Raw genomic sequence first — 21,853 nt, 5'->3', positions numbered from 1 at the left:
GATATAGGATTTGAGAACTTTTAATAGATAACAATCAATCAAATTGTTATCTGTCAGCTTTCCAAATTTTTAAAGAGCTAATCACTTCGTAATGAAGTAACCATTTTTAAGAACACTTAAGAAATGCGCTTAAAGATGGTATCCCGTAGGGGAGTCGAACCCCTGTTACCGCCGTGAAAGGGCGGTGTCCTAGGCCTCTAGACGAACGGGACACTAAGCAGTAAGTGTTGGGCACTTACTATTTTCTGCTTTCGCTTTTCAGCAAAAACAAAATCTCTTTATCTTTACAAACCTAATCAATCTGTGTGAACACTCATCGCAATAATCTTTCGTATAAGGAGGTGATCCAGCCCCAGGTTCCCCTAGGGCTACCTTGTTACGACTTCACCCCAGTCATGAACCACAAAGTGGTGAGCGTCCTCCCGAAGGTTAAACTACCCACTTCTTTTGCAGCCCACTCCCATGGTGTGACGGGCGGTGTGTACAAGGCCCGGGAACGTATTCACCGTGGCATTCTGATCCACGATTACTAGCGATTCCGACTTCATGGAGTCGAGTTGCAGACTCCAATCCGGACTACGACGCACTTTTTGGGATTCGCTCACTTTCGCAAGTTGGCCGCCCTCTGTATGCGCCATTGTAGCACGTGTGTAGCCCTACTCGTAAGGGCCATGATGACTTGACGTCGTCCCCACCTTCCTCCGGTTTATCACCGGCAGTCTCCCTGGAGTTCCCACCCGAAGTGCTGGCAAACAAGGATAAGGGTTGCGCTCGTTGCGGGACTTAACCCAACATTTCACAACACGAGCTGACGACAGCCATGCAGCACCTGTCTCAGAGTTCCCGAAGGCACCAAAGCATCTCTGCTAAGTTCTCTGGATGTCAAGAGTAGGTAAGGTTCTTCGCGTTGCATCGAATTAAACCACATGCTCCACCGCTTGTGCGGGCCCCCGTCAATTCATTTGAGTTTTAATCTTGCGACCGTACTCCCCAGGCGGTCTACTTAACGCGTTAGCTCCGAAAGCCACGGCTCAAGGCCACAACCTCCAAGTAGACATCGTTTACGGCGTGGACTACCAGGGTATCTAATCCTGTTTGCTCCCCACGCTTTCGCATCTGAGTGTCAGTATCTGTCCAGGGGGCCGCCTTCGCCACCGGTATTCCTTCAGATCTCTACGCATTTCACCGCTACACCTGAAATTCTACCCCCCTCTACAGTACTCTAGTCAGCCAGTTTCAAATGCAGTTCCGAGGTTGAGCCCCGGGCTTTCACATCTGACTTAACTAACCACCTGCATGCGCTTTACGCCCAGTAATTCCGATTAACGCTCGCACCCTCCGTATTACCGCGGCTGCTGGCACGGAGTTAGCCGGTGCTTCTTCTGTCGCTAACGTCAAACGATGCCGCTATTAACGACACCGCCTTCCTCACGACTGAAAGTGCTTTACAACCCGAAGGCCTTCTTCACACACGCGGCATGGCTGCATCAGGCTTGCGCCCATTGTGCAATATTCCCCACTGCTGCCTCCCGTAGGAGTCTGGACCGTGTCTCAGTTCCAGTGTGGCTGATCATCCTCTCAGACCAGCTAGGGATCGTCGCCTTGGTGAGCCATTACCTCACCAACTAGCTAATCCCACCTGGGCATATCCTGACGCGAGAGGCCCGAAGGTCCCCCTCTTTGAGCCGAAGCTATTATGCGGTATTAGCCATCGTTTCCAATGGTTATCCCCCACATCAGGGCAATTTCCCAGGCATTACTCACCCGTCCGCCGCTCGACGCCGTTAACGTTCCCCGAAGGTTCAGTTAACTCGTTTCCGCTCGACTTGCATGTGTTAGGCCTGCCGCCAGCGTTCAATCTGAGCCATGATCAAACTCTTCAATTTAAAGTTTTGATTCCCTAAATAAATAGGGGAGGCTCAATGAATACTGAACATTACATAAGTAATGTTTGAATTGACTGTGCTGAATCTTTCGATTCAATGGTCACTTCGTTTCATTGAAACCTAATTTGATACCGCTCTTTATTAAGAGAAATATCTAATTTGATTATCATCAACGAGTGCCCACACAGATTGATAGGTCTATATTTTTAAAGAACATCTCTTCAACTGCTCGCTGCTGCGTTTCGTCTGAAGAGGCGGCTATTCTAGCGAGATAATTCTCAGTGTCAAACACTTTTTTCTAATTATTTTTGATTTTTTCAAATCTAACTAGAAGACCATCTTGTAAGCTGAATGCCTTACTGACTATCGCCTTGAACCCTTGTGGGCTCTGCCGTGTCAGTGGAAGCGCATTATAGAGAACCGATTCATCTTGGCAAGCCTTTTCTTGATAAAAAATTCAAAAATGACGTGTTTGAAGAAAAAACATACCAAGTGCCGTGAATTTGGCATTTATATAGTTAACTTTCGAACAGCCACCTATTCTCTCTCTTGCTTTTCCGAAGCACAGGATAAGGTATAAAGAGACAAGTCACTGAATAATAGTTCCTACTACTCACTTATCAGCCACGAGTTATAAAACTGAACAACAAACTAGTTAGTTTGCTCTTCGAAGTAGTAAGAGATTCGAGCGCGCGGATTCAAATACTCTCGGATCTCTTCAGGTAGTCTCTCCGGATGTATAACCGACTCGATCTTCAAATCTTTATTCTCTAGGGCGATGATCGGCGCTAGAAGCTTTGGTACCGTCGGGTCGTACATTAAAACGTTGGGGTTAAGAAGGCTGCCACTATTGATTGAAACAACCAGCCCCACCATGTCATTCGACAGTTTAACTACCGTACCCGGTGGATAGACCCCCATATATTTGATAAGGATATTGAGGTTTTCATTGTTGTAATGCTGCTTACCCTTCTTATAAAGATAGGATAACGCCGTGTAGGGGATTTTTTTCTCAGCCGGATTTTGATGATGACACAGATTATCGAAAGCATTGGCTACTGAGACAATCTGTGTAATGACATCAATTTCTTCGCCTTTCAAACCATTTGGGTAGCCAGTGCCATCCAGCAGTTCGTGGTGCTGCTCTATAACGGTGATAACCTCTTCAGGTAATGTATCAATGGCAATAGCGATGTCTTTACCATACTTAGTATGTAGCTTTAGGTAATTAAACTCTGGCTCAGTGAGTGGCGTGGCTTTACGCAGAATAGCAGATGGGATCTTAGCTTTACCGATATCATGGAACAGCGCTCCCATTGCAACCATCTTGATTGAAGCCGCATCCATTCCTTTAGCTTTGGCTATCATCATGGCCAAAATCGAAACGTTCAAGCAATGGAAGTAGAGGTCTTCAAACTCAGTTTTGCTGCCCATAAGGTGCAGCGTCACATCATCTTGGGACAGCAGCGACTCTACAATATCATCTACAAGCTGCTGCGCCTCTTTTGCTGCTTGTTCGGGGCGACTTCTAAGTTTGGTCATGAGGTTACGGATACGAGCAAGAGAGCGGTCAAACTCCTTCTCACAACGTGAGACTTTTCGGCGGTAAGCAGACAATTCTTCAATACGCTTTTGCTTCTCTTGCCAAAGCATATCCGATTCCGTTTTTGCTGATTCGTCGATAGGTTTTGACGACGCTTCTTGGACCGGTAAAGGAAGCGTATCACTCAGTTCAGGCGTGACGTAAACATACTTACAGCCCAGTTGCTTGATAACTTGAACTTGCTGATCAGACTTAACCTTAAACACGTTGAAAAGGAAAGGGTGCTCATTCCATTTGAGCGGTATCTTGATATGGAGTCCGGGTTGAATTCGATCCACAGATATTTTGATACTTGCCACAACTTTACTGCAATTTGGCTGAAAAACACGCGGCAAGTTTAAAGAAGTTCGAAGCTTAGTTCATCCCTTTATCAATAAAATGTGATTCAGTGATATAACTTATAGCACTATCAATAAAAATGCCCACTGTCGATGTGGGCATTGTTACTACTGTGATTTACGATCTAGGATCGCTTGAATCCGGGGGTCTAGCTTCTTACCATGCTGACTTTCATACTCTTCGCGCTTCAAATCAACCAAGTTTTTGACCGACTGACTTGGCAGCCCTTTCGGCACCTCGGTGACTAACTTGCCCTTTTCTTGCAAGCTCATCGCCTCGCGGTAGAACTCTTTAAAGCGTTTGACGATAATCGATTGTGGCAAGCGACGTAGTTCATAGCCTTTGTTTTGCATGATCCACTTTTCGATCTGATTCTTAGGCGTCTTACTTACCACACGATTCATGGCTTCAAGCGACTCAGATTCTGTCAACTGACTCTTGAGTAGCGCTAGCTCTCCCATGATAGGTGGCCACTTTTCACCAGCTTGCAAACGCTCACGACAATGCTGAATTACACGCATTAACTCTGACTCTGTCAGACTATCTGCAAAATCCAAAAAGCGTCCCGTTGGGCGTCGACCGTAGGACTTAATCCATGTCGACTCATAAATACTCAGCAAAGTACCAAAAATGTAGTTACACCAATCGCTTGGTTGTCGCTCAGTTTCAGTGTCTGTTTGCATCACTGCGCGAGAGCCGGTTGTAACAGGACGTGACTCTACCGGGTGAGATGCTTGAGGCTTAGCGACTTGAACTTCTGTCTTTGGCGCAGACTCAGGGCGTGAAGACTGGGATTTTGCAGACTTCAAGTGTTCTAGATTACTGCTTACTCCCATTTCACGGAGCTTTTTTTCCATTGCACCAAAATCTAAATTTTTTGGCTTATTGCCCGTACTCATATCGAACCTTTTACCTCAAGAACCGCACACACGGTATCTTATCAAAAATTAGGATTCTTACCTTGCCCACGCAGGTATTCACGAAACTCTTCTGATGGGCTCACCTCACCCGACTTTTGGCTTTGCTGGAACGACTGTCGTCGTCTTTCATCCGCTTGCCTCCGTCTATCCTCGGCTTGCTTCTCATTCACTATCCAGAGTCTCAACTTATTGAGCATCTGGGTAACAGACAGAAACTCATTCGCTCGCGCTTTGTAATAGACTACAAACTTCTCCCAGAACAAATGCGGATCGGCAGCCATGCCCGAGTGTAAAATGGATTGCATCGCCCACTCTGCAATCTCGTTCTCTTGCAAATCATGGGTCGAAATGTATTTAGCATTAGAGGGAGAACTAGAACGCTGTCTCGGTGCAGGTCGTTCATTTTGGCTATGAGTATTTTCAAAGTACTCTTGAAAGCCACCCGACCCTTTCATCATTTCTAGCCAATCACGTAAGATCGCATCGCGTCGTACATCATTCATATTACGAACGTCTCGCTCTCGAATAAAACGCTGCCAGAGGTTATCGCGACTTGCTACCGGTACCTTATAGAGGTTCATAGGATGATATGTCCACGGTGGCGCACTAGAGGCTTGTGGTGTTGTTACCACAGGCGTCTTCGGCTGGCTATCGTGTGCCATTGACGTTTCAATCACAGGCAAGCTATTCGGCTCAGATAAAGAGAGCGTTAGATGATGAATCTGACGAGAGCCAATTGACTCCACTCGCCCTTTCTCAAGCAATCCTTTTTGCGACAATGCAGTTAGCACATCGGCAAAGCCAAACTCTCCGAGCAAACACTCTTTTGCGACATCCGCAAGCGCAACAGCCACAGAGCCGTCCTGTCCACACAAGTCAGCCAACTTCAACAACACTAACTTATGGCTCGCTTCTAGATTGGTTTGTTGCCAAGCGAGATAGGTAAATTTTGCGCTCACAGTAATTCTCCTCTCTGATAGCTAGATTCTAGCGCTTAGCCGTGGTTGAGACAAACGAAGACCGCTAAGAATAAGACATGAGAGAAACACTCTCATAACAATGAAAAGGGTTTGTGATAGGTCCAGATACAACAAAGCCCCGACTTTCGTCGAGGCTTTATCGTTTAAATATGGTACCGGTGGGCGGACTTGAACCGCCACGCCCGAAGGCAACGGATTTTGAATCCGTCGTGTATACCAATTTCACCACACCGGCATCTTTGGACTGACGTCCTTTGATGTTTGGCATTATACGTAAGCATTTAGATCGCGCAAGAGCAAAACGCTGAATATTCTATTGTTTGCTGCTATTTTCACCACAATGTGAAGCAATGCGATGAGCAAGGCTTTCCCCCTGGCATTGAAATCGCTATGCTGTGGCGAGTTTAAGTTATGGAAGTTTGTCTCAATGGAAACCCAATCTCTCCCACCTGCAGGATTCTTTCGCAGGCTTGGTGCGCTGTTCTACGATAGCCTAATTATTCTTGCTGTGGTCATGATGGCTGGCGGTGTTGTTGTTGCGGTAATGGAAGCTCTGGTTGCTGCCGGGCTTATCTCCTACGCTCCTTATGCTGATGCCAGTGATCTTCTCGGAAACCATCCGTTTTGGAGCCCTGTGTATACCGCTTATCTCGCGTTTGTTTGGATCTACTTTATCGTATTCTTTTGGACCCGAGCAGGTCAGACGCTTGGCATGAGAGCCTGGAAGATTGAAGTACAGAACCTTGAAGGCGGTAGAATCACTGTGACTCAAGCGCTTATTAGACTCGCGACGTCTGCTTTTGGACTATCAAACCTTGCCGTTCCTATCGACCCGCAAAAGCGTGGCTTTCACGATATTTGGGCAAAAACTAAGGTCGTGGTGTTACCAAAAGCGAAATAACGCTTATGCCGATGAAAAAAGATTCTAGAGAAAGAAACAAAAAAGGTGCCGATAGGCACCTTTTTTAGTTATGGCTTTCAATGATTACGCTTTGAACGCTTTAAATGCATTGATTAGACCGTTAGTCGAGCTGTCGTGAGACGAGATTTCGCTGTCGTCTGCTAGCTCAGGTAGGATTTGGTTAGCCAGTTGCTTACCAAGCTCTACACCCCATTGGTCAAAGCTGAAGATGTTCCAGATAACACCTTGAGTGAAGATCTTGTGCTCGTACATCGCGATTAGGTTACCTAGAGTACGAGGAGTAATTTGCTTCACTAGGATTGAGTTAGTTGGGCGGTTACCTTCAAAGATCTTGAATGGTACAAGATCTTTCACTTCTTCCGCACTCTTACCCGCTTTTGCAAATTCTGCTTCTACTGTCTCTTTAGACTTACCGAACGCAAGTGCTTCAGTTTGTGCAAAGAAGTTAGACATGAGCTTCTGGTGGTGGTCGCTCACTTGGTTGTGAGAGATCGCAGGTGCGATGAAGTCACAAGGAATAAGCTTAGTGCCTTGGTGGATTAGCTGGTAGAACGCGTGCTGACCGTTAGTACCTGGTTCACCCCAGATAATTGGACCCGTTTGGTAGTCTACTGCGTCACCGTTGCGGTCAGTAAACTTACCGTTAGACTCCATGTTACCTTGCTGGAAGTACGCAGCAAAGCGGTGCATGTATTGGTCGTACGGTAGAATCGCTTCTGATTCAGCGCCGTGGAAGTTGTTGTACCAAATACCGATAAGAGCAAGCAGTACTGGGATGTTGCTTTCTAGATCAGTCTCAGCAAAGTGCTTATCCATCTCGTGAGCACCTGCTAGTAGCTCAACGAAGTTGTCATAGCCAACCGCTAAGATGATGGAAAGACCGATTGCAGACCATAGTGAGTAACGACCGCCGACCCAGTCCCAGAACTCAAACATGTTGTCTGTGTCGATACCAAACTCAGCAACAGCAGTTGCGTTGGTAGATAGCGCAGCGAAGTGCTTAGCAACGTGTGCTTCATCTGATGCAGACGCTAGGAACCAGTCACGTGCAGAGTGCGCGTTTGTCATGGTTTCTTGAGTCGTGAATGTCTTAGAAGCGACCAAGAATAGCGTTGTTTCAGGATCAACTTTCTTCAGAGTCTCTGCGATGTGAGTACCATCAACGTTAGACACGAAGTGCATGTTTAGGTGGTTTGTGTATGGTGCTAGCGCTTCAGTTACCATGTAAGGACCAAGGTCAGAACCACCGATACCGATGTTCACAACGTCAGTAATTGCTTTGCCAGTGTAACCTTTCCAATCACCAGAGATGATACGCTCAGAGAAGCCTTTCATCTTTTCTAGAACCGCGTTTACCGCTGGCATTACGTCTTCGCCATTCACCATGATTGGCGTGTTGCTGCGGTTACGCAGTGCAACGTGAAGAACAGAACGACCTTCCGTTTGGTTGATGGTATCGCCTGCAAACATCGCTTTGATTGCGCCTTTAAGCTCAGTCTCGTTCGCTAGAGCAAAAAGGTTGTTCATTGTTTCTTCGTTGATTAGGTTTTTTGAGTAATCAACAAGAATGTCAGAGCCGAAGCGTGTAGAGAATTTGCCAAAGCGGTCAGCGTCTTGTGCAAATAGCTCTGCTAAATCCATATCTTGCGCAGATTCAAAGTGCGCTGTCAGTGCTTTCCAAGCTTCAGTTTGCGTTGGATTGATGTTTTTCAACATGGTCTCTATCCCAATTTTTAGTCGGTTTTATTCCCAATCCCCCCAAGGAAAAGGAACCCCCAGTTTAGCGAATAATAAACAGTATATTCTAAATACAGACGAGTGCCTTTGATGATCACTCGTCGTTACAATCTTGTATGTTGTTCACAAAGCCGTGGCTTTGTTTAGTAATAAATTTTCAGGCGTAATTATGAACCAGAGCGCCTGTACGCTCCTTGAGTTAGGTCACGTATCGGTTCACAATGTAAACAAATTTAGTAAACACCTTATATATGCATAGCACTATAATACAGGGGAGTGATTATGTGGCAACAAAAGACCCTTTACCTCAGCGCGAAAAAACGTGGTTTTCATTTAATCACTGATGAAATTGAACAACAATTGCCACAACTGAGCGACTACTCTGTAGGTTTGCTACATCTTTTCATTCAACATACCTCAGCAAGTTTAACCCTGAATGAAAACGCTGACCCCACGGTACGCACGGATATGGAGAGCCACTTTAACCGCTACGTACCTGAAAACGCCCCTTACTACCGACATACCTATGAAGGGAGTGATGATATGCCTGCACATATTAAGAGCTCACTGCTTGGTGCAAGTGTGTCGATTCCGATTAGCAATGGTCGGTTAGCTTTGGGAACATGGCAGGGTATTTACTTGGGGGAGCATCGAGATTTTGGTGGTGAGCGTCGGGTTATTGCGACGTTGCAGGGGCAGGTTTGATAACTAGGCAGAGCTTGGTTCGCAGATCGCTGTAAGTAGATCCCCGCCTGCGCGGGGATGACGATTTAATCAGCTGTGATTCTTTGGTGTGACATATAGAGTCTAGCTTTTATCGCTATAGCTCATTTCGACACGTGAAGTCAATTTGGTCACTAGTTCATAAGCGATAGTACCGATGTGGTCTGCAACTTCTTCAGAAGGTAGTTCTTCGCCCCACAGGATGGCTTCATCACCTACTCGGTCCAAAGCATCTGGACCTAGGTCCACGGTGAGCATATCCATCGACACGCGGCCCGCGATAGGCACTTTTCTACCGTTCACCAATACCGGGGTTCCATTAGGAGCCGTGCGTGGATAGCCATCACCATAACCGATCGCAATCACGCCCACTTTGGTATCTCGCTCACTAGTCCAAGTTGCACCATAACCAACACTCTCACCTATTTTCACGTCACGGACGGCAATCAGATGAGACTTTAGGGTCATCACAGGCTTAAAGCCCATCTCAGCGGCCGTTTTGTCTCCAAATGGCGACACACCGTACATGATGATGCCCGGACGAACCCAATCGAGCTGACTTGGCTGCCACTCTAGAAGGCCAGCAGACGCCGCCATTGAGCGTTCACCATTGCAACCTTCAGTGAGCGAAAGAAACAGCTCAATTTGCTGCTTTGTCATCGGATTTTCGAGCTCATCAGCACAGCCAAAATGGCTCATGTATCGCAGCGGCTTTGCTACGTTATCACAGCGATGCAGACGCTCGACAAACTCTTGATATTGCTCTTCACGAACGCCGAGGCGATGCATGCCGCTGTCGACTTTAAGCCAGACGACAACCGGTCCTTCTAACTCAGCCTGTTCCAATGCGTCAAGTTGCTCATAACAATGGACCACAGTCTGAATATTGTTGGTGACCAGTACGGGTAAATCGTTCGCCGAATAAAACCCTTCTAACAACAAGATAGGCTTTACAACACCGCTCGCTCTTAGCTGCAGTGCTTCCTCAATACGCGCCACACCAAAGGCATCAGCACCCTCAGCATTCTTAGCAATATGTCTTAAGCCATGACCATAGCCATTTGCCTTAACCACAGCCATCACTTTGCTGTTTGGCGCTTTTTGCTTAATTCGCGCTAAATTGTGTGCCAACGCATCTAGGTTGATATGCGCTGTCGCTGCTTTCATATAACTCATGCCGAACCCTTACTATTCTTCATCAAACGCAGGACCGGAGTAGTTATCAAAGCGAGAGAATTGACCTTGGAACGTCAAGCGCACCGAACCGATAGGACCGTTACGCTGCTTACCTATGATGATTTCCGCAATCCCCTTCAATGCGCTGTCTGGGTGGTATACCTCATCGCGGTAGATGAACATGATAAGGTCGGCATCCTGCTCGATAGAGCCCGATTCACGAAGGTCCGAGTTTACCGGGCGCTTATCAGCACGCTGCTCCAAGGAACGGTTAAGCTGAGACAACGCCACAACAGGCACATTCAACTCTTTCGCTAACGCCTTAAGAGAGCGAGAGATCTCAGCGATCTCGAGGGTACGGTTGTCAGATAAAGAAGGTACACGCATCAACTGAAGGTAGTCGACCATGATGAGGCTAAGACCGCCATGATCACGTGCAATTCGACGAGCACGCGAGCGCACCTCTGTCGGAGTCAAACCTGAACTGTCATCAATGTACATGTTCTTCTTTTCCATGAGCATGCCCATGGTGGTGGAGATTTTTGCCCAATCCTCATCATCAAGCTGACCAGTACGGATCTTGGTTTGGTCAACACGAGAAAGCGAGGCAAGCATACGCATCATGATCTGTTCTGAAGGCATCTCGAGTGAGAAGATAAGGACAGGCTTGTCGCTCGACATCGCCGCATTCTCACACAGGTTCATTGCGAACGTGGTTTTACCCATAGAAGGACGCGCCGCAACGATAATCAAGTCAGAGCCTTGTAGACCGGCAGTCTTCTTGTTGAGGTCATTAAAGCCCGTGGTCACGCCTGTCACACCGTCTTGCGGTGTTTTGTAGAGGATCTCAATACGCTCTAAGGTTTTTTCTAGAATGTTATCAACGTTTTGAGGGCCTTCGTTTTCATTGGTGCGGTCTTCAGCAATCTTAAAGACTTTGCTTTCCGCCATGTCGAGAAGATCTTCTGATGAGCGACCTTGAGGGTCATAGCCAGCATCAGCAATCTCATTCGCCACACCAATCAAGTTGCGCACCAAAGCACGCTCAGCCACAATATCCGCGTAGGCATTGATATTGGCTGCACTTGGCGTGTTCTTCGCCAAATCTGCTAGGTAAGCAAAGCCACCCACATCATCAAGCTGCTCTCGAAGCTCTAGATGCTCAGAGAGAGTAATCAAGTCAAGAGGATGATTTTCTTCGAGGATCGCTTGGATACCTTCAAATATCAAACGGTGCGGTCGGCTATAAAAATCGCTACTGATGACTTTTTCTGCCACGGTATCCCAACGCTGGTTGTCCAGCAGCAAACCACCTAAGACCGATTGCTCCGCCTCTAAGGAGTGAGGAGGAACCTTCACTGAGTCCACTTGAGCATCTTTACTTTTTTGATTTCGGATATCCGCCATGACCTTACTCGATAACACACTAAGACCCACCATTATATACTCAAGTAAGTGTGGGCTAAAGCAAAGAAAACGCGACTAAAACGATGAATCATGAATCAAAATTTGACCTATCGCTGACGATGAACGAATATGCGACACATATAATCCCCTGCCCATTTCCCCATGCCATGAGGTTTTCGTGTCCAAGAAGTTGATATTTAGTTTAGTGCTGCTTGCTTCGCCGGCGATCTATGCTGAAGAGTTCACGCCTTCTGGTGACAACGAAGACACACCACCCTCACCTCTAAAAACTGAAGTCGAGTTTGGCTATCAGGCGCACTCAGGTAATACCGACTCTCAATCGCTAAACGCTCGTGTTGGCGCTGAATATACTGAGGGTAGACACCGTACCAATGGTGAGTGGAAGTACTATCAATTGTACAAAAATGGGGAAGAGGACAAGAACCAACAAAACTATTTGCTGCAGAGCGACTATAAGTTGGGTCCAAGGACCTATCTATACGGAAACTATAACGGTTTTACGTCTCGCTACAGCTCTTACTTTGAAGACCATACCGTTTCAGGCGGTTTTGGTTACCAGTTATTTAATACAGATTCAGTTTTGCTTGAAGCCGAATTTGGCCCAGGCTTTCGTTATCAAGAGCCTAACGTTGATGAAATCGATGATGATGAGATCATCTTCAAGGATATTGTGAAAGAAGCCATTGTGCGCGGTAACATTAATTTCTCTTGGAACCCACTGGATAACCTAACAGTCGCCACCAAACTTACCGTCACTGCAGGTCAAAGCAACACGCGTATGGATACGGAGTTAAACGTCACCAACGACATTACCGAGACCATCGCCCTTAAGCTGGCTTATGACAGTAAATACCATACCAAGGTACCTAGCCCTACCTTAAGCAAACGCGATTCAATCTTTACGGTTAATCTACTTTTCGCTTTCTAGCTTTCTTAGCTTTCTATCAAAGACAAAATCGGTCTTGCACTAATAGAAAATGAGCAAAAAAAAACACCAGCCGAGGCTGGTGTTTTTCGTGTTCTTGTAACTGAAATTACTCAGCAGCAACAACTTGTAGTGCGATTTGCGCGAAAACTTCAGAGTGAAGTTGAACGCTGATCTCGAACTCACCAGTTGTACGTAGAGCACCTTCAGGAAGGCGAACTTCGCTCTTAGCAACTTCAACGCCTGCAGCAGTGATTGCGTCAGCGATGTCACGAGTACCGATAGAACCGAATAGTTTGCCTTCGTCACCAGCTTTAGAAGCGATAACAACAGCTTCTAGAGCGTTAACTTTTTCAGCACGAGCTTCAGCAGCAGTTAGTTGCTCAGCAACTTTAGCTTCTAGTTCAGCACGACGAGCTTCGAACATTTCAACGTTAGATTTAGTTGCCATTACAGCCTTACCTTGTGGGATAAGGAAGTTACGAGCGTAACCAGATTTAACATTAACTGTATCGCCAAGACCACCTAGGTTACCGATTTTATCAAGTAGAATAACTTGCATTGTTTAATCCTCTTTTCTAAACGGTGCCGATTACTGATGCTTATCAGTGTACGGAAGTAGAGCTAGGTAGCGTGAACGCTTGATAGCGCGCGCTAGCTGACGCTGATATTTAGCGCTTGTACCAGTGATACGGCTAGGTACGATTTTACCAGCTTCAGTGATGTAGTTTTTAAGAGTTGCTACGTCTTTGTAATCAATCTCTTGAACGCCTTCTGCAGTGAAACGGCAGAATTTACGACGACGGAAGAAACGAGCCATGGGCTATCTCCTGATCTAAATTAAAGTCTTGATGTCGGTAATGGATAACCACTACCAAGTACTAAGTGAGTAACGAATTACTCTGCAGATGCTTCTGGCTTAGCTTCTGTACGCTCTTCACGACGTGGAGCACGCTCAGAACGCTCTTCTTTCTGCTTAAGCATGATAGAAGGCTCAGTAACAGCTTTTTTAGTACGCATGATCATGTTACGTAGAACTGCATCGTTGAAACGGAAAGCAGTTTCTAGCTCATCAATAGCTTCTTGTGGAGCTTCAACGTTCATTAGAACGTAGTGAGCTTTGTGAAGCTTGTTGATTGGGTAAGCCAGTTGACGACGACCCCAGTCTTCTAGACGGTGGATAGTACCGTTAGCTTCAGTGATAGAACCAGTGTAACGCTCGATCATGCCAGCAACTTGCTCGCTTTGATCAGGGTGCACCATGAATACGATTTCGTAATGACGCATTGGTTGCTCCTTACGGATTATTAGCTTCCACGTTTGGCTCGGTCGTCCAGAGGAAGCAAGGAACTAATAAAAAAGACCGAGAATTAAGGACCGCGAATGTTACAGAAAGGGCGGACAATAAGCAAGCAATTTTAGAGGTGAAACAACTACAGAAATTATGCAGTGCTGCTTAGGTGCAAAAAGCCTTGCTATTCATCAGCATAAATCTTCACCGTTAATGCCCCATCCACGCCAACAGAGGCTCGATACATGCCAGAACTGTTCATCGCAAAGTGGACATCGCCGTTGGCATCAATGGCGATCAAGCCGCCCTCTCCGCCCATCGTTTTCAGTTCACCTTGAATAATGGTCTCAGACGCCGTGTGTACATCTTCATTGAGATAACGCATGCGTGCTGCCACCTCTCCCGCCACCGTTTTGCGAATAAAATACTCGCCCATGCCTGTGGTTGAAACCGCAACATTATTATTCTCAGCGTAGGTACCCGCGCCTATGATGGCGGTATCACCCACACGACCATATTTCTTATTGGTTACACCGCCGGTACTGGTCGCTGCGGCGAGGTTGCCCTGCTTATCAAGCGCGACCGCACCGACTGTGCCGTATTTCTTATCATCGGGGTATTTGGATTCTGATAGCGCAAACAGCCCTTTTTCTTTCATCGATTGAAGCTGTTCATAGCGCCTCTCAGTAAAGAAGTAATCTTGTTCGGTGTAGTCATGACCTTGTTCAAAAGCAAACTTTTCCGCGCCTTCGCCAATTAAGAGCACGTGATCACTATCGCGCATCACATCACGAGCAAGCGCAATCGGGTTTTTGATATGCCTAACACCCGCCACAGCACCCGCATCTTGCTGCGCGCCGTGCATCACAGATGCGTCCATCTCCACCATCTCGTAGTGCGTTAATACAGAGCCTTTACCCGCGTTAAAATGGGGCGAATCTTCCATCACCTTTACCGCTGCAACCGTGGCATCGAGAGCATCACCTCCTGCTTCAAGAACCGCAGCGCCCGCCTGTACCGATTTGCTCAATGCATCAAGTATCTCTTGCTTGAGCTCATCACTCATCTGCGCTTTTAAAATCGTACCGGCACCACCATGAATAGCGATAGCAAAAGGCTGAGTCATACATCACTTCCTTATTATTCGTTCTGTTTCCAAGTACTATAAACGACAAAGGCCTCCCAATGGGAGGCCTTTGAAAAGCGTGTGATTAGTGAGAACCACAACCGCCGCCACCGCAGCAACCGTCTTCTTTCTTCTCACCGTGGCCTTCGCCACCACAACAGCCACCTTCTTCACCGTGACCTTCACCACCACAGCAGCCGCCGTGCTCAGCTTTGTGAATGTGACCGTGCTCGATTTCTTCTGCTGTTGCTTCGCGAAGTGCAACCACTTCAACGTCAAACGTTAGCGTTTGGCCCGCTAGCATGTGGTTACCATCAACCACAACTTCATCGCCGTCTACCTCTGTAACTTCTACAGGGATTGGACCTTGGTCAGTATCCGCTAGAAAACGCATACCTACTTCAATTGTGTCAACGCCTTGGAATACGTTAGCTGGAACACGCTGAACTAGCGCGTCATTGTGCTCGCCGTACGCTTCTTCTGGAGAAACAGTTGCAGTGAACTTGTCGCCTGCTTCTTTGCCTTCAAGTTCCTTCTCTAGGCCAGTGATTAGGTTGTTATGGCCGTGTAGGTAATCTAGAGGTGCTTCTACAGTTGCTTGGTCAACAACCACACCGTCTTCAGTTTTTACTTGGTACGCTAGGCTTACTACTGCGTTGTTAGCAATTTTCATGGATACTCCAAAGGATTGGCACTAAGACTAGACATTTAACTTCGCCCAATCTTATAAAAACAATGCCGCCGTTAGGCGGCGTGTGAGCATATTATGGGGATAGAAAATAGAAACTCAATCATTCCGGCTTAAAAATGCCGATTAATTCTTCATCACTTCGTTCAGATTTTTCTACAGCTTTAGGGGTTCGCTGCTCAGTGAACTCGCAATCTACGCACTCTACCCACTCAACATTGTTCTCGATCCACCAGCGTAGGCTGTCTTGTGTGGAACATTTCGGGCAACTCGCCCCTGCGATAAATCGTTTCTTAATACTGCTCATGTTACTTCCTACTATCCAGACGACTCTCGTCACCTAATCCCAAAAGTTTCGGGACTGGCGGTCGTTTTCCATTTCACGGCCAAAGATCTCTTCGAGCTCTTTACGAGCTTCTTTTGAGCGCTGCGCCAGTTCTTTGTCTTCACTGTGTTGCGGCAACAACTCCTTGAGCATGGCATTATCCAGTTTTTTAAAGTGCGCTTCTGCGCGTTTGGCCTCATAAGGGTGAAATCCTAGCTCAATCAGCGCCTGACGCCCTAAGTCAAGCGCCCCTAAGAAGGTCTCACGAGAATAGCGATCTACCCCGTGGTTCATTAACTGATACGCCTCTACGCGGCTGCGAGCTCGCGCCAGCACCTTAAGCGACGGGAAGTGCTGATGACACATATCCACCACTTCCATAATCTCTTCTGGAGAATCCGTGCAGACGATAATGGCTTCCGCTTTATGGGCACCTGCTGCCCTTAATAGGTCTAGCTGTGTAGCATCACCATAAAACACCTTATAGCCGTACTTTCTCAGCAGATGAATTTGGCTCGCGTCACTCTCTAGTACGGTGATTTTGACCTTATTGGCGTACATCAAGCGACCAACAATTTGTCCGAAGCGACCGAAGCCCGCAATGATGACTCGTGGCTGCCTATCTTCAACATCGGTTTTAATGGTGGTTTCTTGCTCATGATTGAGTGATCTCTCAAACCACTTTTTCTGTCCCATCAAAAGCAGTGGCGTGGTCACCATGGATAAGCTCACTACGACTAACAGGAAAGCCGACTCTTCGGCAGGCAACAGACCCTGAGCGCTGGCAGCAGTGAAAATAACGAATGCAAACTCACCACCTTGACTCAAAATAGCCGCCATCTTACTGCGCGCTTTCGGGCGAATACCGAATAGACGCGCCAACACATAAAGCAGCAAGCCTTTAATAACCACTAGAGAAACAACCGCAAGTAGAACCTTAAGCGGTTCAGAGACCAGTAGCCCTAAATTGACTGCCATGCCCACAGCGATAAAAAACAGACCAAGCAACAGACCTTTGAAGGGCTCAATGGCTATCTCTAGCTCGTGGCGATACTCACTCTCTGCAAGTAACACCCCAGCTAAGAAGGTGCCAAGTGCCATCGATAGACCCAGCTTTTGCATGAAGGCGGCAATACCCACCACCAGCAGCAGCGCCGCCACGGTAAACAGTTCACGTACGCCGCTCATCACCACATAGCGAAATAATGGTCGAATGAGGTAATGACCACCAACGAGCAGTCCGAGCACACCCGCTAACATCCACAGAATGTCATCCCAGTTACCTGCGGTGTTGCCTGCCAGTACCGGAAGCAGCGCTAACATAGGGATCACGGCGATATCTTGAAATAGCAGTACTGCAAAACCAGACTGACCCGTTTCGCCGCCCGCCAATCCTTGCTCTTCTATCACCCGCAGTGCAATCGCAGTGGAAGAAAGTGCTAGCGCCATCCCTATGGCTAGACTTGTCTGCCAAGTGAGCCCAAACAGCGAGGCGATGGCGGACAAGACTAAGGTGGTGACTAAGACCTGCGCACCACCAAGGCCGAGTATCGGTACCCGCATCTGCCACAGTTTCTTAGGGTTTAGCTCGAGACCAATTAGAAACAGCAACAACACCACGCCAAATTCAGCAAAGTGCAGGATCTCATCCACATCACTGATGAGACCGAGCCCCCATGGACCAATCGCCACACCCGCCAGCAGGTAACCCAGCACACTTCCTAACCCAAAGCGCTGAGCAATCGGCACAGCCACTACCGCCGCCGAAAGAAATATCACGCTGCTCTGTAGAAAATCATTCGCCATTGCCATCAGCCGCCTCCTTTGCCGCAAGCGACGACATCATTAAAGACTCATCGAAGGGGTGCATCAGCCACTGCCTGTAAAGCTCAGCATGCTGATAGCGATCCATGTCATCCACACGGCGAGACCAGTAGAGAACCAAAGGCTCCATCCAGTGCATTTTGCACAAGGCTGCGCTGAGCTCAAACGGCTGCAATATCTGCTCAAGTGGGTACTTGTTGTAGCCAGACTGGCTAAAGGCCGACTCTTTACCACCTGTCGTGATCACGCTGCGCCAATACTTACCTTCTAAGGCACAATCATCACCAAACGCAAAGCCTTTGCCCAGCACTCGGTCAATCCACTCTTTGAGCAACGATGGGCAGGAATACATATAAAGTGGATGCTGAAACACAATCACATCGTGCTCAAGTAGCAATTGATGCTCAGCATTGACGTCAATAAAGAAATCAGGGTACAGGGCATATAAATCGCGCAGGGTGACATTATCCAAGGATTGGATTTTTTTGAGCATCACCTGATTGGCGATAGAGTTTTGCGGCTCTGGGTGCGCATAGATCACCAGAACTTTTGGGGATTGGTTTGAGTGTTGTAATTCTGACGTCATTCCTTGAAAACCATCTCCATACTTACGGCTTCGTAAACTGCTCTCTCGTAACATCGAGAGTCAGTCACTATTGTTTACCCTAATCTTTAAGGGTAGACAGTGATGATTGTTATTGAAATCATTCTGTTTTTGTTATCAGTTTGTTCCATCATATACCAAACTTCACCGTTCGTGCAGGTTAGTTTGCCCCTGATTGCCTTGCTATTTATGACTTCTCACAAGGGATAATGATCGACATTTCACTGCTTTCCTCATAGTATTCGTGGGTCGAAATTTCAATCACTAGCTAGTTGTTTCCTTATGATCACCTTCTCTGATATTCAATTGCTTCGCGGCGGTAAACCACTGCTCGACCAAGCCTCTGCCACCATTCACCCTGGTGACAAAGTGGGTCTAGTCGGCAAAAACGGTTGTGGTAAATCCACTCTTTTTGCGCTGCTCAAAGACGAACTCTCCATTGATGCAGGCTCTTTTAGTCAGCCAGCCCATTGGGAGCTCGCTTGGGTTGCACAGGAAACCCCAGCACTAGAGCGCACCGCGATTGAATACGTGATTGATGGCGATCGTGAGTATCGTGCACTGGAACAAAAGCTGGTCGATGCTGAGCAGCAAGACAACGGCACTCTAGTTGCTGAGCTGCATGGCAAAATCGAAGTCATTGGCGGCTACAGCATCCGTGCTCGCGCGGCGGAGCTTCTTGATGGTCTTGGTTTTAGCCAAGAGCAGATGACGTGGAATTTGACCCAGTTCTCGGGGGGGTGGCGTATGCGCCTTAACCTCGCGCAGGCGCTATTGTGCCGCTCAGATCTACTGCTGCTCGATGAGCCGACCAACCACTTGGACTTAGACGCCGTCATGTGGCTTGAGCGCTGGCTGCAAAGCTACCCAGGCACACTGGTCTTGATCTCACACGACCGAGACTTCCTTGACCCAATTGTTGGCCGCATCATCCATATCGAAAATCAGTTGCTGAACGAGTACACAGGCAACTACTCCTCGTTTGAAGAGCAGCGCGCGCAAAAGCTCATCTTGCAACAAGCTCAATACCAGAAGCAGCAAAAGCAGATGTCGCATATGCAGAAGTATATCGACCGCTTCCGTTACAAAGCATCAAAAGCACGCCAAGCGCAAAGCCGTATCAAAGCGCTAGAACGTATGGAAAAAGTGCTGCCCGCTCAGTTTGATAACCCGTTTAGCTTCGAGTTCAGAGAGCCTGCGGCACTGCCAAATCCAATCATCATGATGGATGACGTTTCCGCGGGTTACGATGACAACATCATTCTTGAGAAGATCCGCCTAAACCTTGTTCCAGGCAGCCGAATTGGTCTATTGGGTCGCAATGGCGCTGGTAAATCCACACTGATCAAGCTGCTGTCAGGCGAGCTTGGCGCCAAAGGGGGTGATCTTAATTACTCTCAAGGCGTTAAAATTGGTTACTTTGCCCAGCACCAATTAGAAACCCTGCACCCAGAAGAGACGCCGCTGCAACACATGATGCAAATCGCCCCGCAGCACACAGAGCAGCAGCTTCGTGATTACTTGGGTAGCTTTGGCTTTCAAGGCGATAAAGCGCTTGAAAAAGTCGCGCCATTCTCTGGTGGCGAGAAAGCCAGACTGGTGTTAGCGCTTGTCGTGTGGCAAAAACCAAACCTATTGCTGCTCGATGAACCAACCAACCACCTTGATCTGGATATGCGCCAAGCCTTAACGCTTGCTCTGCAAACCTTTGAAGGCGCAATGGTCATCGTCAGTCACGATCGCTACCTACTGCGCGCGACAACGGATGACTTGTACCTAGTGCACGATCGTCAAGTAGCACCATTTAACGGTGACTTGGTTGACTACTATAAGTGGCTGACTGAGCAACAAAAGATTGAGCGTAAAGAGGCTCAAGCTAATGAGCCAGACAAAACCTCAAATAACAGTGCCGCTGCCAAAAAAGAGCAAAAACGCAAAGACGCCGAGTTTCGTAAGCAAACCGCGCCAATTCGCAAAACACTGACAAAGCTTGAGGAAAAAATGGATAAGTTATCCGCCCTCATCGCTGAGGCAGAGGAGCAATTGTCTGATACTTCTCTGTATGATGCGGAAAATAAAGCTAAACTTAATGAAGTACTTGCCAAGCAAGCCTCCAGTAAATCCGAACTTGAAGAAGTCGAAATGGACTGGATGGCGCAGCAAGAAGTTCTTGAGCAGATGGAACAGGAATTCAATCAGTCATGACCCGCGAGCACGCATCTTCAAACCTCACTTTTGATCACCTATGGCAGTTCAGCCTGCAATACTATGGGGTGCGTGAGGTAAAAGAGGCGTGCTTAAATCTGCAAAATCACTACCACGGCAACGTCAATCTGCTGTTGCTACTGAAGTGTCTGGACGAACAGGCACTTCGCTTCAATGCCGAGGATTGGCATCATATTCAATCCTGTCTCGGTCGCACGGAAAAACTGCTGCATCAATTTCGTGATATTCGCCGCCAACTCAAGCACAGTGTGGTTGATAGTCTCTATCGTGAAGCGCTTGAATTTGAACTTAGCCTTGAGAAGCAGCAGCAATCCGACCTTGTTGATTGCATTAATGCGTTAACGCTCAGTCCGCAACAAGGTGAAGCACTGGTACTCGGCTACTGTCGCCAACTTGGCGCTGAGCATCTAGGGCTTGTCTTCGCCAAACCCGTCAGCGAACTCGCTACCAAATAAACACCACACATGACGCAGTAAGCAGTGCCATACTGGAGTTAAAGCGGCGCCATGCCGTGGGTGTTGCCAGCCAGCGGCGAATAAAGGTGCCAAAGCCTACCCATACGGACGACGTTTGTATCTGAACCAGCAAAAAGATCACCGATATCCCCACCAGCGACCACCAATAGTAGTCACCGCTCAATGCAAACGAACTCACGGCGGTGACCGACATCACCCAAGCTTTTGGGTTCAAATATTGAAATGTCATGGCTTCAAAGCAGGTCATAGGCTTGGCTTTGCTATCAGACTCTCCTTTGTTGATCCCAGCGGTGAGAATTCGCCAAGCCAAATACAGCAAATAGGCGCTGCCCAGCCATTTGAGAACTTCTTGGACCATAGGGTAGGTTTGGAAGATCACGCCGAGACCTGCACCATTCAACAGGATCAAGCTGATCAGGCCGAGACCAATCCCAAGAAAGTGCGGGATCGATCTAACATAGCCAAAGTTAGCGCCCGACGCCGTTAACATGACATTGTTAGGACCCGGCGTCCCCGTCATGACCACGGCGAACAATGCCACTGATAGCAAAAATGACCAATCCATCCTTTTTCTCCTATTGCCACAAAATTGTATCGGTACAATTTTCACAAATACGTTGATTTATTGTTAATGCGAGCTCAAAATAACCCTAA

Annotated in this window: 20 protein-coding genes, 2 tRNA genes and 1 rRNA gene; 5 read left to right on the top strand and 18 right to left on the bottom strand. The window is 47.5% G+C overall.

All coding sequences use genetic code 11. The features are described 5' to 3' along the window. Window positions 1-136: 136 nt before the first annotated feature. From LY387_RS01470 to LY387_RS01445, 6 genes are all read right to left on the bottom strand, one after another. Window positions 137-212, bottom strand: a tRNA-Glu gene (locus tag LY387_RS01470). Between the two features lie 122 nt (window positions 213-334). Continuing rightward, window positions 335-1,886, bottom strand: a 16S ribosomal RNA gene (locus LY387_RS01465). Between the two features lie 651 nt (window positions 1,887-2,537). After that, complete coding sequence (locus LY387_RS01460; RefSeq protein ID WP_234495091.1) at window positions 2,538-3,788, bottom strand: HD-GYP domain-containing protein; 1,251 nt, start codon at window positions 3,786-3,788, stop codon at window positions 2,538-2,540. A gap of 147 nt (window positions 3,789-3,935) precedes the next feature. Next, on the bottom strand, window positions 3,936-4,664 hold the full coding sequence (locus tag LY387_RS01455) for a hypothetical protein (RefSeq protein ID WP_419153432.1): 729 nt from the start codon (window positions 4,662-4,664) through the stop codon (window positions 3,936-3,938). A 104-nt stretch (window positions 4,665-4,768) separates the two neighbouring features. Beyond that, entirely contained in the window at window positions 4,769-5,707 is a 939-nt protein-coding gene (locus LY387_RS01450) for a hypothetical protein (protein WP_234495089.1), read from the bottom strand. 171 nt (window positions 5,708-5,878) lie between these two features. Further along, window positions 5,879-5,963, bottom strand: a tRNA-Leu gene (locus tag LY387_RS01445). 192 nt (window positions 5,964-6,155) lie between these two features. On the opposite strand from LY387_RS01445, the gene LY387_RS01440 reads away from it, so the two are divergent. Continuing rightward, window positions 6,156-6,629, top strand: coding sequence for an RDD family protein (locus LY387_RS01440; RefSeq protein WP_128648098.1), 474 nt, complete (start codon window positions 6,156-6,158; stop codon window positions 6,627-6,629). An 84-nt stretch (window positions 6,630-6,713) separates the two neighbouring features. On the opposite strand, the gene pgi is transcribed toward LY387_RS01440, so the two are convergent. Next, a complete protein-coding gene (gene pgi / locus LY387_RS01435; protein ID WP_234495088.1) occupies window positions 6,714-8,366 on the bottom strand; it encodes a glucose-6-phosphate isomerase in 1,653 nt (550 codons plus the stop codon). 303 nt (window positions 8,367-8,669) lie between these two features. Between pgi and LY387_RS01430 the strand changes: the two genes are divergently transcribed. Continuing rightward, window positions 8,670-9,092, top strand: coding sequence for a secondary thiamine-phosphate synthase enzyme YjbQ (locus tag LY387_RS01430; protein ID WP_128648097.1), 423 nt, complete (start codon window positions 8,670-8,672; stop codon window positions 9,090-9,092). A gap of 102 nt (window positions 9,093-9,194) precedes the next feature. On the opposite strand, the gene alr is transcribed toward LY387_RS01430, so the two are convergent. Further along, window positions 9,195-10,286 carry an alanine racemase gene (gene alr / locus LY387_RS01425; protein WP_234495087.1) on the bottom strand — a complete coding sequence of 364 codons (1,092 nt, stop codon included), beginning with the start codon at window positions 10,284-10,286 and terminating at the stop codon, window positions 9,195-9,197. 12 nt (window positions 10,287-10,298) lie between these two features. After that, entirely contained in the window at window positions 10,299-11,693 is a 1,395-nt protein-coding gene (locus LY387_RS01420; RefSeq protein ID WP_156111084.1) for a replicative DNA helicase, read from the bottom strand. A gap of 178 nt (window positions 11,694-11,871) precedes the next feature. On the opposite strand from LY387_RS01420, the gene LY387_RS01415 reads away from it, so the two are divergent. Then, on the top strand, window positions 11,872-12,642 hold the full coding sequence (locus LY387_RS01415; protein WP_234495086.1) for a DUF481 domain-containing protein: 771 nt from the start codon (window positions 11,872-11,874) through the stop codon (window positions 12,640-12,642). A gap of 106 nt (window positions 12,643-12,748) precedes the next feature. Here the strand turns inward: LY387_RS01415 and rplI are convergent, their stop codons facing one another. The 8 genes from rplI to kefG form a co-directional block, all read right to left on the bottom strand. After that, window positions 12,749-13,201 carry a 50S ribosomal protein L9 gene (gene rplI, locus LY387_RS01410; protein ID WP_042477246.1) on the bottom strand — a complete coding sequence of 151 codons (453 nt, stop codon included), beginning with the start codon at window positions 13,199-13,201 and terminating at the stop codon, window positions 12,749-12,751. A gap of 30 nt (window positions 13,202-13,231) precedes the next feature. Beyond that, window positions 13,232-13,459, bottom strand: coding sequence for a 30S ribosomal protein S18 (rpsR, locus tag LY387_RS01405; protein WP_000090472.1), 228 nt, complete (start codon window positions 13,457-13,459; stop codon window positions 13,232-13,234). Between the two features lie 77 nt (window positions 13,460-13,536). After that, window positions 13,537-13,926: a 30S ribosomal protein S6 gene (rpsF, locus tag LY387_RS01400; RefSeq protein ID WP_042477242.1), complete on the bottom strand. Its 390-nt coding sequence runs from the start codon at window positions 13,924-13,926 to the stop codon at window positions 13,537-13,539. A 188-nt stretch (window positions 13,927-14,114) separates the two neighbouring features. After that, complete coding sequence (locus LY387_RS01395; RefSeq protein ID WP_234495085.1) at window positions 14,115-15,056, bottom strand: isoaspartyl peptidase/L-asparaginase family protein; 942 nt, start codon at window positions 15,054-15,056, stop codon at window positions 14,115-14,117. Window positions 15,057-15,141: 85 nt separating this feature from the next. Beyond that, on the bottom strand, window positions 15,142-15,729 hold the full coding sequence (gene slyD, locus LY387_RS01390) for a peptidylprolyl isomerase (RefSeq protein ID WP_042477236.1): 588 nt from the start codon (window positions 15,727-15,729) through the stop codon (window positions 15,142-15,144). Window positions 15,730-15,847: 118 nt separating this feature from the next. After that, window positions 15,848-16,051, bottom strand: coding sequence for a YheV family putative zinc ribbon protein (locus LY387_RS01385; RefSeq protein ID WP_042477233.1), 204 nt, complete (start codon window positions 16,049-16,051; stop codon window positions 15,848-15,850). A gap of 33 nt (window positions 16,052-16,084) precedes the next feature. Beyond that, a complete protein-coding gene (gene kefB, locus LY387_RS01380; RefSeq protein WP_234495084.1) occupies window positions 16,085-17,881 on the bottom strand; it encodes a glutathione-regulated potassium-efflux system protein KefB in 1,797 nt (598 codons plus the stop codon). Then, a complete protein-coding gene (gene kefG, locus LY387_RS01375) occupies window positions 17,865-18,479 on the bottom strand; it encodes a glutathione-regulated potassium-efflux system ancillary protein KefG (protein WP_234495083.1) in 615 nt (204 codons plus the stop codon). The genes kefB and kefG overlap by 17 nt, the downstream gene beginning before the upstream one ends. A 300-nt stretch (window positions 18,480-18,779) precedes the next feature. Here kefG and LY387_RS01370 point away from each other — a divergent pair, with 300 nt between their 5' ends. Together LY387_RS01370 and LY387_RS01365 are read left to right on the top strand one after the other, a co-directional pair. Beyond that, window positions 18,780-20,702, top strand: a complete 1,923-nt coding sequence (locus LY387_RS01370; RefSeq protein ID WP_234495082.1) for an ABC transporter ATP-binding protein — start codon at window positions 18,780-18,782, stop codon at window positions 20,700-20,702. Further along, complete coding sequence (locus LY387_RS01365; protein WP_234495081.1) at window positions 20,699-21,178, top strand: TIGR02444 family protein; 480 nt, start codon at window positions 20,699-20,701, stop codon at window positions 21,176-21,178. The genes LY387_RS01370 and LY387_RS01365 overlap by 4 nt, the downstream gene beginning before the upstream one ends. On the opposite strand, the gene LY387_RS01360 is transcribed toward LY387_RS01365, so the two are convergent. Continuing rightward, the gene (locus tag LY387_RS01360) at window positions 21,168-21,764 is read right to left on the bottom strand and encodes a LysE family translocator (RefSeq protein ID WP_112461379.1); all 597 of its coding nucleotides are present in this window, start codon (window positions 21,762-21,764) and stop codon (window positions 21,168-21,170) included. The genes LY387_RS01365 and LY387_RS01360 overlap by 11 nt on opposite strands. Window positions 21,765-21,853 lie beyond the last annotated feature (89 nt).

The sequence above is a fragment of the Vibrio maritimus genome (assembly GCF_021441885.1).
Classification (GTDB): Bacteria; Pseudomonadota; Gammaproteobacteria; order Enterobacterales; family Vibrionaceae; genus Vibrio; species Vibrio maritimus_B.
This window is presented reverse-complemented; position numbering and strand designations above follow the sequence as displayed.

What these genes read in the sequence shown, in the direction of transcription:
- LY387_RS01455 (WP_419153432.1), bottom strand. Translation starts at nt 4,664, where the DNA reads ATGGGAGTAAGCAGTAATCTAGAACACTTGAAGTCTGCAAAATCCCAG.
- LY387_RS01440 (WP_128648098.1), top strand. Translation starts at nt 6,156, where the DNA reads ATGGAAACCCAATCTCTCCCACCTGCAGGATTCTTTCGCAGGCTTGGT.
- pgi (WP_234495088.1), bottom strand. Translation starts at nt 8,366, where the DNA reads ATGTTGAAAAACATCAATCCAACGCAAACTGAAGCTTGGAAAGCACTG.
- LY387_RS01430 (WP_128648097.1), top strand. Translation starts at nt 8,670, where the DNA reads ATGTGGCAACAAAAGACCCTTTACCTCAGCGCGAAAAAACGTGGTTTT.
- alr (WP_234495087.1), bottom strand. Translation starts at nt 10,286, where the DNA reads ATGAGTTATATGAAAGCAGCGACAGCGCATATCAACCTAGATGCGTTG.
- LY387_RS01420 (WP_156111084.1), bottom strand. Translation starts at nt 11,693, where the DNA reads ATGGCGGATATCCGAAATCAAAAAAGTAAAGATGCTCAAGTGGACTCA.
- rplI (WP_042477246.1), bottom strand. Translation starts at nt 13,201, where the DNA reads ATGCAAGTTATTCTACTTGATAAAATCGGTAACCTAGGTGGTCTTGGC.
- rpsR (WP_000090472.1), bottom strand. Translation starts at nt 13,459, where the DNA reads ATGGCTCGTTTCTTCCGTCGTCGTAAATTCTGCCGTTTCACTGCAGAA.
- rpsF (WP_042477242.1), bottom strand. Translation starts at nt 13,926, where the DNA reads ATGCGTCATTACGAAATCGTATTCATGGTGCACCCTGATCAAAGCGAG.
- LY387_RS01395 (WP_234495085.1), bottom strand. Translation starts at nt 15,056, where the DNA reads ATGACTCAGCCTTTTGCTATCGCTATTCATGGTGGTGCCGGTACGATT.
- slyD (WP_042477236.1), bottom strand. Translation starts at nt 15,729, where the DNA reads ATGAAAATTGCTAACAACGCAGTAGTAAGCCTAGCGTACCAAGTAAAA.
- LY387_RS01385 (WP_042477233.1), bottom strand. Translation starts at nt 16,051, where the DNA reads ATGAGCAGTATTAAGAAACGATTTATCGCAGGGGCGAGTTGCCCGAAA.
- kefB (WP_234495084.1), bottom strand. Translation starts at nt 17,881, where the DNA reads ATGGCAATGGCGAATGATTTTCTACAGAGCAGCGTGATATTTCTTTCG.
- kefG (WP_234495083.1), bottom strand. Translation starts at nt 18,479, where the DNA reads ATGACGTCAGAATTACAACACTCAAACCAATCCCCAAAAGTTCTGGTG.
- LY387_RS01370 (WP_234495082.1), top strand. Translation starts at nt 18,780, where the DNA reads ATGATCACCTTCTCTGATATTCAATTGCTTCGCGGCGGTAAACCACTG.
- LY387_RS01365 (WP_234495081.1), top strand. Translation starts at nt 20,699, where the DNA reads ATGACCCGCGAGCACGCATCTTCAAACCTCACTTTTGATCACCTATGG.
- LY387_RS01360 (WP_112461379.1), bottom strand. Translation starts at nt 21,764, where the DNA reads ATGGATTGGTCATTTTTGCTATCAGTGGCATTGTTCGCCGTGGTCATG.